The 15357-nt window shown below is 50.1% G+C and carries 14 protein-coding genes and 2 pseudogenes; 11 read left to right on the forward strand and 5 right to left on the reverse strand.

Features of this window, described 5'->3' with window-relative positions:
* Positions 1–67 precede the first annotated feature (67 nt).
* Positions 68–1699, forward strand: a complete 1632-nt coding sequence (locus tag IEY53_RS05435; RefSeq protein ID WP_189022776.1) for a GGDEF domain-containing protein — start codon at positions 68–70, stop codon at positions 1697–1699.
* A gap of 403 nt (positions 1700–2102) precedes the next feature.
* On the opposite strand, the gene IEY53_RS05440 is transcribed toward IEY53_RS05435, so the two are convergent.
* Both IEY53_RS05440 and IEY53_RS05445 read right to left on the reverse strand, forming a co-directional pair.
* Complete coding sequence (locus IEY53_RS05440; protein ID WP_189022778.1) at positions 2103–3149, reverse strand: anthranilate phosphoribosyltransferase; 1047 nt, start codon at positions 3147–3149, stop codon at positions 2103–2105.
* Between the two features lie 15 nt (positions 3150–3164).
* The gene (locus IEY53_RS05445; RefSeq protein WP_189022780.1) at positions 3165–3761 is read right to left on the reverse strand and encodes an ANTAR domain-containing response regulator; all 597 of its coding nucleotides are present in this window, start codon (positions 3759–3761) and stop codon (positions 3165–3167) included.
* 300 nt (positions 3762–4061) lie between these two features.
* Here IEY53_RS05445 and nirB point away from each other — a divergent pair, with 300 nt between their 5' ends.
* From nirB to IEY53_RS05485, 9 genes are all read left to right on the forward strand, one after another.
* Positions 4062–6500 (forward strand): nitrite reductase large subunit NirB, encoded by a 2439-nt coding sequence (nirB, locus tag IEY53_RS05450; RefSeq protein ID WP_189022782.1) that lies wholly within the window; start codon positions 4062–4064, stop codon positions 6498–6500.
* A gap of 24 nt (positions 6501–6524) precedes the next feature.
* A complete protein-coding gene (gene nirD / locus IEY53_RS05455; RefSeq protein ID WP_189023150.1) occupies positions 6525–6836 on the forward strand; it encodes a nitrite reductase small subunit NirD in 312 nt (103 codons plus the stop codon).
* Positions 6837–6872: 36 nt separating this feature from the next.
* The gene (locus IEY53_RS05460) at positions 6873–7745 is read left to right on the forward strand and encodes a formate/nitrite transporter family protein (protein WP_189022784.1); all 873 of its coding nucleotides are present in this window, start codon (positions 6873–6875) and stop codon (positions 7743–7745) included.
* Positions 7742–8509 carry a uroporphyrinogen-III C-methyltransferase gene (gene cobA, locus IEY53_RS05465; RefSeq protein ID WP_189022786.1) on the forward strand — a complete coding sequence of 256 codons (768 nt, stop codon included), beginning with the start codon at positions 7742–7744 and terminating at the stop codon, positions 8507–8509. The genes IEY53_RS05460 and cobA overlap by 4 nt, the downstream gene beginning before the upstream one ends.
* A 180-nt stretch (positions 8510–8689) precedes the next feature.
* Entirely contained in the window at positions 8690–9460 is a 771-nt protein-coding gene (locus IEY53_RS05470; protein ID WP_189022788.1) for a glycoside hydrolase family 73 protein, read from the forward strand.
* Between the two features lie 23 nt (positions 9461–9483).
* Positions 9484–9750, forward strand: coding sequence for a holin (locus IEY53_RS05475; RefSeq protein WP_189023152.1), 267 nt, complete (start codon positions 9484–9486; stop codon positions 9748–9750).
* A 390-nt stretch (positions 9751–10140) separates the two neighbouring features.
* Positions 10141–10563 carry a hypothetical protein gene (locus tag IEY53_RS05480; RefSeq protein WP_189022790.1) on the forward strand — a complete coding sequence of 141 codons (423 nt, stop codon included), beginning with the start codon at positions 10141–10143 and terminating at the stop codon, positions 10561–10563.
* A gap of 99 nt (positions 10564–10662) precedes the next feature.
* The gene (locus IEY53_RS34975) at positions 10663–10797 is read left to right on the forward strand and encodes a YjcZ family sporulation protein (RefSeq protein WP_215184384.1); all 135 of its coding nucleotides are present in this window, start codon (positions 10663–10665) and stop codon (positions 10795–10797) included.
* A gap of 113 nt (positions 10798–10910) precedes the next feature.
* Positions 10911–11492, forward strand: a complete 582-nt coding sequence (locus IEY53_RS05485; protein WP_229696003.1) for a biliverdin-producing heme oxygenase — start codon at positions 10911–10913, stop codon at positions 11490–11492.
* A gap of 68 nt (positions 11493–11560) precedes the next feature.
* Here the strand turns inward: IEY53_RS05485 and IEY53_RS05490 are convergent, their stop codons facing one another.
* Positions 11561–12118, reverse strand: coding sequence for a hypothetical protein (locus IEY53_RS05490; RefSeq protein ID WP_189022794.1), 558 nt, complete (start codon positions 12116–12118; stop codon positions 11561–11563).
* A gap of 216 nt (positions 12119–12334) precedes the next feature.
* Here IEY53_RS05490 and IEY53_RS05495 point away from each other — a divergent pair.
* Positions 12335–13323: pseudogene (locus IEY53_RS05495) on the forward strand (aldo/keto reductase family protein).
* Positions 13324–13330: 7 nt separating this feature from the next.
* On the opposite strand, the pseudogene IEY53_RS05500 reads toward IEY53_RS05495, so the two are convergent.
* Positions 13331–14231 (reverse strand): annotated as a pseudogene (locus tag IEY53_RS05500) (LysR substrate-binding domain-containing protein).
* Between the two features lie 54 nt (positions 14232–14285).
* Positions 14286–14846, reverse strand: a complete 561-nt coding sequence (locus IEY53_RS05505; protein ID WP_189022796.1) for a hypothetical protein — start codon at positions 14844–14846, stop codon at positions 14286–14288.
* Positions 14847–15357 lie beyond the last annotated feature (511 nt).

Genomic DNA, 15357 nt, shown 5'->3' on the forward strand with positions numbered 1-15357 from the left:
TCGCCTGCTTTTTGACCGATAAAAGGTGAAAAAGGACCTCTCATGATGATAAAAAGGAGAATGTAACGTGTCATTGAATTTGCGCACAGTGTTTGCCAGCGCATTTGCAGTCATAATTATTTTGCTGACTGTCCTGTTAAGTTATGTGATTAGCAAGCAATCCACCCAATCGGTAGAGGTGAGCATCGGAAGCTCGCTTTCCGGGGTGGCCTATCAGATGTCCGAGAAGCTGGACCATTTCATGTGGTCACGTGCAGGGGAAGTCGAGGTTCTCAGCAAGCTTAATGCGCTTCAGGAGCCTGTTGACAAGGCTGAGATCAGCCGCCTGCTGGACCAGCTACAGGAGAGCTTGCCCGTGTTCACCTGGGTAGGGTTTCTGAATTCCAAGGGCGCCGTATTAGCGGCAACCGACAACATTTTGGAGAGCAGCGATATCAGTCAACGGCCTGTGTACCAGGAGGCGCTGAAAGATACATTCATCGGGGATGTTCACGACGCGGGGCTGCTGTCCAAGCTGCTGCCGAATCCGACCGGAGAGGCCCGGCAGTATGTTGATGTTAGCGTGCCTGTGTACAGCAGCAATCAACAGCTTAGCGGAATCTTAGCGGCCCATTTAAGCTGGGAGTGGTCAGCGGAGGTCGAGAAGTCTATACTGGCTCCGCTTGAGAAGCATCTGAAAGATGTTGAGGTATTTGTCGTGAGCAACAAAGATGACACTATCCTCCTGGGCCCGGAGGGAACGGCCGGTGAACGGATGAGAGGAGAAGCACTGGCGGAAGCCCGTTCGGGCGGCAATTCCTGGCTGGTGGAGTCTGTGGGAGGAGACAAGGAGTATTTGACCGGCTATGCCTATGGGGATGGCTATATGAATTATCCGGGTCTGGGCTGGTCCGTTATTATTCGGCAGCCTGTGAAGGTTGCGTTGGCTCCGGTATCCCATCTGGAAAGATTCATTGTCTTGGCCGGTTTGGCCAGTGCCGTATTATTCGGGGTTGCCGGCTGGTTCTTGGCGGGCTGGATTGTGCGTCCTCTGCGCAATATTACCAGAGCAGCTGATGTGTTAAGCTCCGGGGGAGATATGGAAATTCCATCGTCCAGCAGCTTTAGGGATGTGGCCATCCTATCTGCATCTTTGCGTAATTTGGTCAATAATCTGACCCAAACCGAGACCGCATTGGGAGAAAGGTCCGATAACGCCTATCATGATGAGCTTACGAAGCTGCCAAACCGCTCGGCGCTGGACCATTATCTGGCCCAAGCAGTAAAGCGGGCCAAGCAGAAGCAATCCACCCTCAGCATATTATATCTGGCTTTGGACGGGTTCAAAAAAGTAAATGATACCCTGGGGCCTGCCGGCGGCGATTTGCTGCTGCAGGAAATGGCGCGGCGATTGCTTCTTTGTACCAGGGAACACGAGATTGTGGCCCGCCTCGGCGGCGATGAATTTGTGGTAGTTCTGCATACTTCGGCGGCGAAGCCGATGCATGAAGCGGAGGCAGTAGCTTCGAGGATCATAAGCCATATCAACCTGCCTGTTGATATTCACGGCCAGACCGTATCTGTCGGGTGCAGCGTGGGGGCGGCAGTCTGGAGTTCTCAAGGGCATACGATCAAGGAGACGCTGCAGCTGGCCGGTGAAGCATTATATATTTCCAAACGAAGCGGCAAGAATCGAATTACATTTGAGGCGGCTTCCTGATCCATATTCATATGTACATATATATATACCTGCCTACCTATCGTGCAGATGGCCAGGTCTGAGGAATGGGGCTTAGCGTAATCTCTTCCTGGGCTTGGCCCACCATTTAATCCAGAGAAACCCTTCATCATCACGGAAAAATTTAATGCCCACCCAGCGCAAGGGGGTCCACAGCTCTTTGAAATAATATGAAGGCATAGTCATATAGTCCCTTTCAAATAGTTCTAATATACTATATTCTACGCCAACCCTATGAAGATCTCAACCACATTCACACAAAAAATAGAGATGGATACACCCAAAAGCCCTGTTCCTCACAGAACAGGGCTTTCGGTTAACGTATCTGCCTTGCCTTACACTCCACTGCCTATCTCAACGCTGCCGGGAGGATTCGGCGATTCGGTCAGCCTGGACTTTGAGCGGCGGTCTGGCAGCCCCGTAGTGAGCTTTTCCACTTCATATAGACGTCCCAGGCCTTTCCTGTATCGAGCAGCGCTTTGCAGATGTACATGCCTTCCTCTACTGAACCGGCCTTGCCCGCCAGATGAAGTCTGACGGCACTGTTCAGCAGGGTCTGATTGTAGAAGGCCAGGTGGCCCCCGCCCTGCATTACTGCTTCTGCTGTCATCAGCTGCACGCGCGCGGTCCAGTTTACTTCAGGTACGGCTATATCCAGCCCAAGGGATTCAGGGTCAATAATATCCAGGCTGGATTGTCCATCTGCAATGGTATACACACGGGAGGGACGGTCGATATAGAGGTCCTCGGAGCCTTCAACGCCTTGGACAATCAGCGCCTTTTGGTATCCCAGCTTGATCAGAAGTCTGGCCAGGCGGTCGAATACCGTGTTGTGGTAAATGCCGAAGACAATATAAGGCGAGCAGCCGTAATCAACCAGCTTCTCGGCCGTGTTAAAAATAGTCCGCATCCCCATCTCTTCCCGGATATCACGGATGCCGCCTAGTGGCGGACACCACTTCTGTGCATCTGCATACAGCACATCGCTTTCAGAGGCAGCCAGCATGGCCTCCTCACGGCTATGCCGTGCGATGTCAATCCCGGCTTCAAACATGATATCCTGCAGCGTAATGCCCCATTTGGGAGGCAGGGAATCGGCACCGTGCAGAGTCACTGGCAGACCTGCGGCGGAGAGCAGAAATGCAGTGGGAAAGGTCGCGATAAAGGATATTTTTCTTCCGTCGTAGGGTCCGGCGCAATCCAGGCCTTCACGCTGCGGTGTGCGGTGTGCATATTTCCGGCAGACATGGACGAAGGCTTCAAGCTCCTCCACGCTCTCCAGCTTGATGCGTTCCGCTATCAGAAAAGCTCCGATCTGTACGGGGGAAGCCGTAAGACCCAGGATAGCTTCCGCGGCCCGGGCTGCTTCTTCATAATTTAAATCGCGGGCGCCTCGTTTGCCTCTGGCGACTTCTTTTAATAGGTCGATCATATTGCTGACGCCCCCTTAGGTTTGGTCCTGCAGTAATTGGTACACCTTGACGATGGAGGTGGCGACATCCACCATCCTTTTGCGTTCATTCATAGCCTGTTTGCGGAGCAGATCATAGGCTTCCGACTCGGAAATATTCTTCACCTTGGACAAGATGCCTTTGGCCATGTCAATCCATTTGCGTTCCTCAAGCCGGGAGAGGAGCTGCTCCCGTTCTTTCATCCATTGCTGGCGTTCAAAGCACTGCTTGGCGCTGAAATGAAGGCTCCAGTGAATCTCCTGGGGGTGCATGGAGGGAGCCAGCAGGCCATCCACCATGATGTTATCTTCGCACGCGGTGACGGACAAAGTAGCGGTCTCATCGGTGCACCACCAGAGAATCGGGGCTGTTTTTTGCTGCATGAGCAGCATTCCCCAGTGATTAATCTCTGTAATGGGCAAGTTGAGAATGGAAGCATCGGCTTCTGTGATCCGGGAGATGGCTTCCTCCTCAGTCCCAGCAACTTCCACAAGATAACCGCAGTCCCGCAGCACGGTGTCAGGTCTGCCGGGCGAGCCCGCCGCCGGTTCATTAGCGGTAAGGCTGTTATGAATAACCAACAGGGAATGCATAATTTGACGCCCCTTTAAATCATAATGTCTTAAGTATGATGTTATATTATATAACACAAAAACAGGCTATCTGTCGATAATTTTTAGATTTTTAAATTTTATATGTCATAATTGTTGACGTATTTCAGATTTCTGTAGTATAGTCGATTTAACAAATGAATCAAGAACGAATACAACGATGTATTCGGAATTAGCGGCAATGGCGCCTGCTATCACTTTACGCACTGGGGAATGGTATGATTCCGGGCGGGAGTGGAGCGGGCTTTTCGTGTTTTTCACATAGAGAGGAGATTGAGAGAAATGACTGTATCACGTAAAAAATTGGTGCTTGTAGGCAATGGGATGGCAGGGGTAAGAGCGGTTGAGCATTTGCTGAAGCTGGCCCCGGAAGCATACGACATTACTATATTCGGCGCTGAGCCGCATCCTAACTATAACCGGATTATGCTGTCGTCCGTCCTGGCCGGCGGAGCGAGTATGGAAGAAATCATTATCAATGATCTGGAGTGGTACCGCAGCAACAATATTACACTGCACACAAGGCAGACGGTTACTTCCATAGATACCGTGAACCGCAAGGTGGTTTCCGACGGGGGGATATCCGCACCTTACGATGAGCTCATACTCGCTACAGGCTCCGATCCGTTTATGCTTCCGCTCCCGGGAGCAGACAAGGAGGGGGTCATCGCATTCCGTGATATTAAAGACTGCGAGATTATGCAGGAGACCTCGAAGTCCTACAAAAAAGCAGTGGTCATCGGTGGCGGGCTGCTCGGCCTGGAGGCGGCAAGAGGGCTGCTGCATCTGGGAATGGAAGTCTCGGTTGTTCATATTCACCATTATATAATGGAACGTCAGCTGGACGAGGCAGCCTCCGCAATGCTGCGCAAGGAGCTGGAGGGGCAGGGCATGAAGTTCCTGCTCCGCAAGCAGTCAGAGGCCATCCTCGGCAAAAAGAGGGTCAAAGGCTTGCTGTTCGCTGACGGCAGCATGGAGGATGCGGATCTCATCGTGATGGCGGTCGGCATCAAACCTAATGTGGCCCTGGCCAAGACGGGCGGGATCGAAGTCAACCGCGGCATCGTGGTGAACGATTATATGGAAACCAACATTCCGCATATCTTTGCTGTTGGAGAATGTGCCGAGCATAGAGGGATAGCTTATGGACTTGTCGCTCCTTTATATGAGCAGGGTGCAGTGCTGGCCAAAAGATTAGCCGGAGCGGCCACTGAAGGTTATGCCGGTTCCGTGACCTCGACAAAGCTGAAGGTATCCGGGGTGGATGTTTTCTCGGCCGGACAATTCAGTGAGCCGGAAGGCTCCCGGGCTCTTCGTTTTCAGGATGAGATTGATGGGATCTACAAGAAGCTTGTTATTCAGGACGACACGCTGATTGGAGCGGTCCTCTTCGGGGATACAAGCGACGGCGCCCAGCTATTCTCCATGATCAAGAACAAGGAGACGGTGAAAGGGAAGGAAAAAGAGCTGCTGCTGGGTATTTCAGCGGACGCCTTGTCTTCTTCTGGTGGCGGGAACCGCCTGGAAGCGATGGCTGAAGATGAGATTATCTGCGGCTGCAACGGAGTCTCCAAGGGAGCGATTGCCGAAGCTATTCAGAGCGGAGGCTGCACCAGTGTGGGCGAGATCCGCAGCTGCACCAAAGCTTCGGCATCCTGCGGCGGCTGCAAACCGCTCGTTGAAGGCCTTTTGCAGCTGTACGCCGGAGATGCTGCGGTAACTGTGAAAGAGGGGATTTGCGGCTGTACTCCGATGAGCCGCGACGAGATTGTCGCCGAGATCAAACGGATGGAACTGAAATCCGTTAAGGAAGTTATGAATGTGCTGGGCTGGATGCAGGAAGAGGGCTGTTCCAAATGCCGACCTTCCCTGAACTATTATCTGGGCATGTTGTGGCCGGAAGAATATATGGATGAGAAGGAATCGCGGTTCACGAATGAAAGATACCATGCGAACATCCAAAAGGATGGCACCTTCTCCGTAGTTCCGCGAATCTATGGCGGAATTACCTCGCCTGCCGAGCTGAAGAAGATTGCCGAGATTGCCGAGAAGTTCGAGGTGCCGATGGTGAAGTTTACCGGAGGACAAAGACTCGATCTGCTTGGAGTGAAGAAAGAGGATCTGCCGAAGATGTGGGAAGAGCTGGATATGCCCTCGGGACATGCTTACGGAAAAACACTGCGTACCGTAAAAACCTGTGTGGGCTCAACCTTCTGCCGCTTCGGTACACAGGATGCGATTGGGATGGGGGTCCGGCTGGAGAAAGAGTTCGAACGGCTTAATGCCCCTGCCAAAGTAAAGCTGGCCGTCTCGGGCTGCCCGCGTAACTGCTCCGAAGCGACCATTAAGGATTTTGGAGTGGTTGCCATTGACGGCGGCTGGGAACTGCATGTCGGCGGGAACGGCGGGGTACATGTAAGAGCGACTGACTTGCTCTGTGTAGTGAAGACGGAAGATGAAGTTGTGGAATGGGCCAGCGCCTATCTGCAATATTACCGGGAGAATGCCGCCTGGAATGAAAGAACCTCCAACTGGGTTGAGCGTGTAGGTGTGGAGAGTATTAAGAAGGCGCTGGAGAAGCCGGAAGAGCGGCTTGCCCTGCAAAAGAGAATCCAGACGACTCTCAGCCGGATGACCGATCCATGGAAACAGATTGTGAACGAGCCGGAGCTGCGTAAGAATTTTGAGCCGATCGCAATCGCACAGTCAGAGACAGTATAAATTAAGGGGGAGTTCACAATGACGATGACCAAGATGCTGGTTGGAAAAATTACCGATATAGACCCAAAAGGATCGCGCACCTTCAGGGTGAACGAGACGGAGATTGCTCTCTTTCGTTTATCCGGTGGCGAGGTTCTGGCGGTGGAGAATAAATGCCCGCATAAAGGCGGGACTTTATCGGACGGGATGGTCTGCGGCTCCAAGGTCCATTGTCCGCTTCATGACTGGAAGATCGACCTGCATAGCGGTGCTGTGCAGGAGCCGGATACTGGCTGTGTGACTACCTTTGAAGTAGAAATTGATGAAAACAGCGGCTCTATCTATGTAACCGTATAGTCAACACGCGTCAGCAATCATAATGGGGGATTAGTCATGGATTACGTGAAGCCCGCTGCAGTTCTGACTGCAATGATAGAGGCGGGCAAAAATAAAGCGGAGCTGCCTGTCATGCAGCTTCTGGTACGGGGCATTCTGGGCGGTGCGATTCTTGCCTGTGCCACAACACTTGCCTACACGGCAGTGGCGCAGACCAAGATTCCCATGGTCGGTGCAGTTATTTTTCCGGTTGGATTCGTAATCATTATTCTGCTCGGCCTGGAGCTCATCACAGGAAGCTTTGCGCTGATTCCACTGGCGGTACTGGAGAAGAAAACGACCGTAGGCCGTATGCTGAACAACTTTGTTTGGGTGGCTGCCGGACATCTGATCGGCTGTGTCGTCTACGCTGTGCTATATGGACTCACCCTGACGAAGATGGGGACGGATATGAGCAATCCCCTGATTCAAACGTTAATTACTGCCAGTGAAGCGAAGACTACTGCTTACAAGCATTTAGGCGGCAACGGCATGATGCTGGTTACGATCAAGGCGATGCTCTGCAACTGGATGGTCACATTGGGAGCAGTCATGGCTATGACCTCAACGTCCACCTCGGGTAAAATAATGGCCATGTGGCTGCCGATTCTTATCTTTTTTGGACAGGGCTTTGAGCATACCGTGGTTAATATGTTTGTTATTCCGGCAGGCATGATGCTGGGGGCGGATGTCAGCTTCGGCGACTGGTGGATCTGGAATGGAATTCCGGTGCTTGCCGGCAATTTTATTGGTGGAGTGCTGTTTACCGGAGTCCTGTTTTACCTGTCACAACGAAGCTTTAAAGAAACCCGCAAGGGGGCGGAGCAAGGTATCGCGCCCGTCCGCAAATCAACGGTGACAGAAACTGTAGGATTGGAGCGAAGCCTATGAAGCCGGGAATGGTGTCGATTGTCGGAGCGGGTCCAGGCGACCCTGAGTTGATTACAATAAAAGCAATGCGCCGTATTCAGGACGCGGATATCATTATGTATGACAGGCTGGTTAACGAGGAGCTGCTCAGCTATGCCAAACCCGGTGCCCGGCGCATCTACTGCGGGAAATCCCCGGGCTGCCACTCGATGCCACAAGACAAGATTGAGCAGCTGCTGGTCCAATATGGAGCCGAAGGGTATCGGGTAGTTCGTTTGAAAGGCGGGGACCCTTTCGTCTTTGGGCGCGGTGGAGAGGAAGCGCTCGCTGTGGCCGAAGCGGGAATTCCGTATGAAGTCATTCCGGGAATTACCTCGGCGATTGGTGCTGCCGCTTCCGCCGGAATTCCGCTGACACACCGGGGCCTTGCAGCTTCGCTGGCGATTGTTACCGGCAGCCGCTGCCATGAACAGAATGCTCCGGTTCGCTGGGATGAGCTTGCCCGAGGTGTGGATACAATTGCCGTGTATATGGGAGTGAGCCAGCTCGGCTTCATTCGCGAACAACTTTTACTGCATGGCAAAAGTGCAGCTACACCTGTGGCCCTGCTTGAGAACGGAACTACAGCGCGCCAACGGATCATTACGGGCACGCTGGATAACATCGATAAGCTGGCCGTGGCAATGAAGGTCACCAATCCGGCGCTGATTATCATCGGCGAAGTCGTCAAGGTGCGGGAACAACTGCTTCATCTTCAAAATGATGTGAAATCACAAATTGTCTAAATCTGCTCTGTATCCAATGAAGAGCAATAGGTACGCAGTTCGCAGTAAGAGGTGTCCGGCGGAAAGTCAATTCGACTTCCGGGGCAGCTCTTTTTTGCTGTGCTGTCCACCTTCAAGCAGGGGATCAGCACAAGCATTTCACCCGGAGTCTGCATGTACTAATCAAAAGGATGTGATGAGATGACGGAAGCGGAATTTATGGCCGCCATCGCCCCTTACGCTGTGCAAGATATGCGGCGAACCGGAATTGCGGCTTCGCTTACCATCGCCCAGGCTGCGCTTGAATCCGGCTTCGGCAACAGCGAGCTTACGGTTAGAGCCCATAACCTGTTTGGAATGAAGGGCAAAGGGCCGGCCGGAAGCATAAATATGCAAACTACTGAATACGTTGATGGAAAAGCGGTAAAAGTAACGGCTACTTTTCGCGCTTATCATAACTGGGGAGAATCCGTGAAGGATCATTCGGCACTGCTTTTGAATGGAGTCTCATGGAACCGCAATCTGTACAGCCGGGTAGTGGGAGCCCCGGGACAAACCGCAGCCAGGGAAATCGCTGCAGCCGGTTATGCGACAGATCCGAATTATGCCGCGAAGCTGATTCAAATGATGGACAGGAACAATCTGTACCAATATGACAAGGAAGCCGAGGAGGGGGACGAATTGTCTGCTGAGGATAAACAGAAGCTGACGGAACTTGAAGTGGAGCTGAAAGCCTTACGTGCGCTGCTAGACAGACTGACCGTAAGCAAGGACACCATTAACCTTGTGGCCGACCGGGTGTCAGCGCTCGAGAGCCGCGCCGGGATGGCGGTTCCGGTGTGGGCACAGCCTGCGGTACAGGCGGCGGTAGAAGCCGGATTGCTGGACACCCCGGGAAGCGGAAGTTATGATTTTTACCGAATATTGACCGTCCTGAACCGTGCAGGTCTGCTAAAGGCCGGAAAGGAGTGAAAGATGACATGGGCAATGCTGCGCTGGACAGTGTGCTTGCTTTTGCATCGGTGTTGGCTGTATTTGTGATGGCGCTTGTCCAGCTCGTGAAGAACAGTGTGAATCTTCCGAAAACAATCATTCCTGCCGTCGGGCTGGTTATAGGGCTGCTGGTCGGGGCTCTTGCTTATCCATTCACAGAGATGGAACTGGTGCTCCGGCTGTGGGCCGGTGGGCTCGCAGGGCTGTCGGCGACCGGACTTTTTGAGCTGGCCTTTAACAAGCGGAGTGGGACCACAAAAGACGAGTGAACTGAGCTGATTGTATAGATTGAACCTGAAAATATAAAAAGATGGGAAGAGTGACGGAGGGGGATTTTGGAAATGGAGGAGCGGTAGCGACCGCCCGAAAGCTTTCCGCAGGAAAGCTCGCATCGTAAGCATGAGCTGTCTGCAGATTTCAACCGCGTAGAGCGGTATAAATGAAGAAATCTGCAGACAACAGCGGCTGGAAGTCCAAACATTCGCCGTAGTCGCGATCCAATACCAATTAGAAAAAATTATAAGTCCAATCTATATAGTAGCTCAGGCAGGTTAGACTGGCTTACAAGAAATCAGACTTTTCTCCCCGGTAATCCAACCATGCCATACGGCAAGGTCTGAAATACAATATTGTATGTCCACAAGGAAGGGGGTGCTCATATGGGCACTTATTTAGATGCAAGAACCTCGCAGAATGCCAGTTTTGCCAACTCTATCTCCATACCGATTCTGCTCATCAATACACCGCAGCTGTTTGGACAAATCGGGTTGATTACCGAAGGGGCCGGAGCGAATCCGCGCGTTCTTCTTAAAGGTACTATTTCTTTGCAGATCCCGCTGGCTTTGCTGGGAATTACGATTACGATTGTCAGAGGCACGTTGCCGACGGATCCGCTCGTATATTCTGCTACTTCAACCTTTAATCTAAGTCTTTTGGCTCCGCAAGTGATTGTCTTCTCCGCAGCTGATTTCCTGCCGCCGATTACGCCGCAGCTGACTTACACGGCATTCGTCGCTTCGAACGCGCTCGGGACGATCCGGGTAGGACCGGAAAGCTTTGACGGTATTCTTGTCTCGGATTAGAGGAAGGATATAGGCTTATTGTTGCGTCATTGGCCCAATCGGTAAAGGGACTCGGGGCATATGCTGTATTGTAGTCATAAAGAACGAGGAGGTTATCTCATGGGTGCAGATTGCGGTTATGGCGGCAACGTTGGTGGAGTGGGTATGGGCCCGGGAAGTCCCTGGACATCTACAGGAGCGATTCTGGTCCTCTATATCCTGCTTGTAATTATTTTAAGTGCTTGCATGTTCTAGTGATAATAGCTAATCTGAAGCCCATCTCCGGCATTGCCGGGAATGGGCTTCTTTTAATTATGGTATAATTAATTTAAAATTTAAAGGGAAAGGATGTAATGACTATAGAGATTATGGAACGCTTAAGAAATGAAACGGCCGTTTATCATAAAGAAATTGAACAGAACAAATATGCGGCAGCCATCATGAACCAGTCTTTGACACTGGAGGATTATAGAAATTATCTGGAGAAGTTTTACGGTTTTGTGGAACCTGCTGAAACGCAGGCGGCGGCTTTGCTTGAAGCACAGCAAACGGGATTTGATCTGGGAGTCAGGGGAAAGACGGCGCTTTTGGAAAGAGACTTGCTTTTTTTAGGGGCCAGTGAGCAGGAACTTGAAAAACTTCCCAGATGCAGCGAGCTGCCGGATATTTCTACTATCCCCCGCCTGCTGGGTTTCTTCTATGTGATGGAAGGTTCTACGCTGGGCGGCCAGATGATAACCAAGCTGCTGAAGAAGAATCTGCCGGTCAGTCCCGAAACGGGCCTCGAATATTTTAATGCTTACGGACCGGACACGAAGGAACAGTGGGCCGGATTCCGTCAACTGCTGACTGAGGCATCTGCTGCTCATCAGGCTGATGAGCAAATCGTGGAGGCTGCCAAGGCAACCTTTCACCTGCTGGGGAAATGGTTGGAACTCCACACAGACTAGCAATTCGCTTTGATATGCAAAGGGGCGTCCCACAACCATTCCGCATGGTTGTAGGGCGCCTCTTACGTTTAAACGATAAGTTTATGGAAAGCCGCGGAATCAAAACGGTCCCCCTGCAGAAGCCATTGCCCATTCACATCAAATAGAGTCAAAACGCCTTCCAAGGGTACGCGGTTTTGCTCTTTTCCATCCGGACCAAACAAAATCAGCTCCACCTTATACCTTAAGTCCACTATAGTATCCCTGTGGTCCATCACGCTGAATTGAAGACTTTCCGGTTTTAAAGAAAGCTGCTGTTTATTGGCGATTTTTAATGGCAAAGCGGTGTACCCCGTATCCACAGCTTTTTTCTTAAAATATTCTGTAAAAAAAAGCGTCATCTCTTCATTTCTGGTTTGAAGTGATTCGGTGGATAGGATATCTTCGCAAGCGATAACATTGTATTCTTTATTTTTGTATGCTTCTGCAGCTTTTATTGCCGCATTTATGGATTGTTCATTTAAAGTATTATTCTCTGAGGCAGGAGCTATGTTTTGAGAGTCACTGGTTGATACAGATGAACTGCACGCCGTAACTAATAAAAGTGATAATAAGGAAATGAAAAGCACACTCGGGAACTTCCGCACAATAATCCCTCCTCTATAAGCCAATAGGATAACTTTACCATATATCTCATGTCAAAACCATTATGGCTGTTCGTCCTTGTAACTCATAAAGTGGCAGCAGAACGCAGCAAATCGCTCTGTAATACTTTTTTCGAATCAAAAAGCCCATTAAAGAATATTTCACCTATTAATCGCGGTTTGTTACTCTTACATTGTTATCTAAAGGAGGTAAAAAGGATGAACTATCGGAAATTGGGTGCAAGCGGCTTATCGGTCAGTGAGATTGCTTTTGGAAACTGGATTACCCATGGTGCTCAAGTGGATAATGACACGGCCAAAGCTTGTGTCCATGCTGCACTGGATGCGGGAATTACTACATTTGACACAGCGGATGTGTATTCGGACACGAAGGCGGAGACGGTGCTGGGACAAGTCTTAAAGGAGTGCGGCGGGAAAACATCGAGTTGTGTACCAAGGTCTATCAGCCTACAGGAATAGGGCCTAATGATCGAGGGCTTTCCCGAAAGCATATTATGGAAGCCTGCAACTCTTCGTTGAATAGGTTGCAGACGGATTATATAGATGTTTATTATGCCCATAGATTTGATAAAAAGGTTTCGCTGGAGGAGACCTTTCTGGCCTTCTCGGATCTGGTGCGCCAAGGGAAAGTTCTGTATGTCGGGATCAGCGAATGGACGGCTGAACAGATAACACAAGCGGCGGTTTTGGCCCGGGAGTTGAGAGTTCCCCTGGTGGCTAGTCAGCCACAATATTCGATGTTATGGCGAGTGATCGAAGCGGAGGTGATCCAAGCCTGCGAGCGGGAAGGAATCGGACAGGTGGTCTGGTCACCGCTTGCGCAAGGAATTCTTTCAGGGAAATATCTGCCGAATGAACCGATACCGCAGGGGTCCCGTGCTTCAACTTCAGCGGGTTCTCCATTTTTTGAACGATTAGCTGGTCAGTGGCTGCACACAGAGGTTCTTGAGGCTGTATCCAGACTTTCCTCGCTTGCACGTGAAGCGGGGTTGACGCTTCCGCAATTGGCCTTAGCATGGGTGCTGCAGAATCCACAGGTGTCGGCTGCAATCATAGGGGCATCCAGACCAGAGCAAGTGAAAGAAAATGTTAAGGCTGCAGGGATACGTCTTGAGCCTGAATTGATGAGTGAGACCGATAAGATATTAGAGGGACTAGTTGAGCGTGATCCTAAAAAAACCGGTTAAATACATCTCATTTGCTAACACTTTGCCTGGAATTCTTTTCTTGTAAAATCTCAACAAATGCAGAGATGATGGCCTGATTCGTATCCGTTCTCCAAGCGGCATAGAAGGGGACAGGCGGCGCTTTTTCTTCAAAGGGACGATACACGACTCCGCTGCGCTGGAAAACGGAAACCGAAGAAGGGACAATGGAAACCCCCAGGTTCGCTGCCACAAGGTTTACAATGGTATACATCTGCACCGCTTCCTGTACAACATGGGGATAAACATCATGCTCTGCGCAAAAGCCCATAATAAGATCATAAAAAGGAAGACCGAGCTGACGCGGAAAAAAGATGAAAGGTTCGGAACGCAAAGAGGAGACTGACAATGCCGGCAGCTTAGTAAGCAGATGTTGATCAGGCAATACGGCAACCAGGGTCTCGTTAATCAAGCTGCAATGATTAATATCCTTTGCCGGCTCAATGAAGCGCATGAATCCGATATGGAGAGTACCTTCATGCAAGGCCTGCCATTGCTGAGCAGAAGTCAGTTCCCGTAGATTTAGCTGTATTTTCGGGAAACGTTCCCGGAATATTTTCAGAACATCGACCATCATTCCACCCTCTGCAGAACCGATAAAAGCAATGTTTAAATGTCCAATGATGCCTTGACTTGCCAGTTGTACAGTTTTAATAGATCGCTCCAAGTTGAGATAAGATCATTTTGGCTTCCTCTAAAAAAACAGATCCCGCCGGTGTGATGCGAACTTGACGCTTGTTCCGTTCAAATAGTTGCACACCAAGTTCTTGTTCCAGGGCTTGAATCTGCTGGGTTAACGGAGGTTGTGTCATATTTAATTTCTCCGCTGCACGATGGAAGTGAAGCTCTTCCGCAACCGCAATAAAGTATTGTAATTTTCGTATATCCATTTTGTGGTCCTCTTTCTCAGCAGATAAAGGTTGACGTGCCGTGAAAAACTGCTGTTAAATGCACATTTTACAAGGAATTTCTCCTTTTCCAAAGCAGGATTTACAAGGAGTATTAGTCCAGAACATAAAATCCACCTGTAGCCCACTTCCACCGCAGTTTGGACATTTAATAACTTGACGACCACCACATCTTGAACAATTTGTTTGCAGAGGTATAGTTTTTTTGGGGGGTTCATTTTTTATTGACTTTATATTCTTATTTAATGCCGCATTAATTTCGGTACGCATAACGGGTTCTTCTCTTTTAGCTATTAGACTTAACTCAATAGCTTTTTCGATAGACTCACTAAAAAAATCTTGTTTAATAAACTTTTTCAATGATTGTATAGGGGTAGGGCTATCAAGGATTTTCTTAAGCTTTTTTCGCTCAACTTCAGCAATATTAGAGGAAGATAGATTATTATATAGTAGATTTGCTATTTTGGGATGATCGCAAAGTAGGGCAAGTATAATATCCTCTATCTCAATTAATCCGTTTTTCAACTGGAAAGAATTAAGTTTCTTCTCAACATTTTTAATATCGCCTAGGTAAACATAAGGTATGTATTCTTTCATAGGTACTTCTCCCGTTTCACAAAGTTAAGATTATAAGGATAATAAGACCCCATTACCTTGGTCGGGGGCCATTCTGCATACTATTCTCTTGATATTATAACATAAAGGGGAGATGGCGATGGTTTGGGAGCAGGATGGGCTTTTCCGACAGCGAGTGAAACAGAGATCCAGCGGACAAAGTTGCGAATGCTGTGATTTTGCTGGACAAGCTGTGCTGGGTGTATGAGCAGTACCGGCGCCGTAGAGAGTGACTCTGCCTGGCTGGCCCCCGACGAACGCAGCAGCAGCATAAACGACGACATGCCCGCACAGGAGTTTGCGGGCTTTTTGTATGCCGTCTTTGAATGGTACTGTCGGCTTCCAGTGCGAGGACGCGGTGGCTGATTTCTTCGGTAGGAACAGGTCAACGCTTATGACCTGCGAGCAGCATGACCGTGCCTGCAGGACTATAGAGTTGTACCCGATTTTCTGTGTCGTCAATTAATCGCGTTACCAGTAGCGTCAACTGCTA

The sequence above is a fragment of the Paenibacillus albidus genome (genome assembly GCF_014644435.1).
In the GTDB taxonomy this organism is placed as follows: Bacteria; Bacillota; Bacilli; order Paenibacillales; family Paenibacillaceae; genus Paenibacillus_AQ; species Paenibacillus_AQ albidus.

Bases quoted from the DNA above. Each gene is read 5' to 3' on its own strand.
- IEY53_RS05445 (WP_189022780.1), bottom strand. From the start codon at position 3,761: ATGCATTCCCTGTTGGTTATTCATAACAGCCTTACCGCTAATGAACCG.
- nirD (WP_189023150.1), top strand. From the start codon at position 6,525: ATGACCAAGATGCTGGTTGGAAAAATTACCGATATAGACCCAAAAGGA.
- IEY53_RS05505 (WP_189022796.1), bottom strand. From the start codon at position 14,846: ATGAAAGAATACATACCTTATGTTTACCTAGGCGATATTAAAAATGTT.
- IEY53_RS05470 (WP_189022788.1), top strand. From the start codon at position 8,690: ATGACGGAAGCGGAATTTATGGCCGCCATCGCCCCTTACGCTGTGCAA.
- IEY53_RS05460 (WP_189022784.1), top strand. From the start codon at position 6,873: ATGGATTACGTGAAGCCCGCTGCAGTTCTGACTGCAATGATAGAGGCG.
- cobA (WP_189022786.1), top strand. From the start codon at position 7,742: ATGAAGCCGGGAATGGTGTCGATTGTCGGAGCGGGTCCAGGCGACCCT.
- nirB (WP_189022782.1), top strand. From the start codon at position 4,062: ATGACTGTATCACGTAAAAAATTGGTGCTTGTAGGCAATGGGATGGCA.
- IEY53_RS05480 (WP_189022790.1), top strand. From the start codon at position 10,141: ATGGGCACTTATTTAGATGCAAGAACCTCGCAGAATGCCAGTTTTGCC.
- IEY53_RS34975 (WP_215184384.1), top strand. From the start codon at position 10,663: ATGGGTGCAGATTGCGGTTATGGCGGCAACGTTGGTGGAGTGGGTATG.
- IEY53_RS05485 (WP_229696003.1), top strand. From the start codon at position 10,911: ATGGAACGCTTAAGAAATGAAACGGCCGTTTATCATAAAGAAATTGAA.
- IEY53_RS05440 (WP_189022778.1), bottom strand. From the start codon at position 3,149: ATGATCGACCTATTAAAAGAAGTCGCCAGAGGCAAACGAGGCGCCCGC.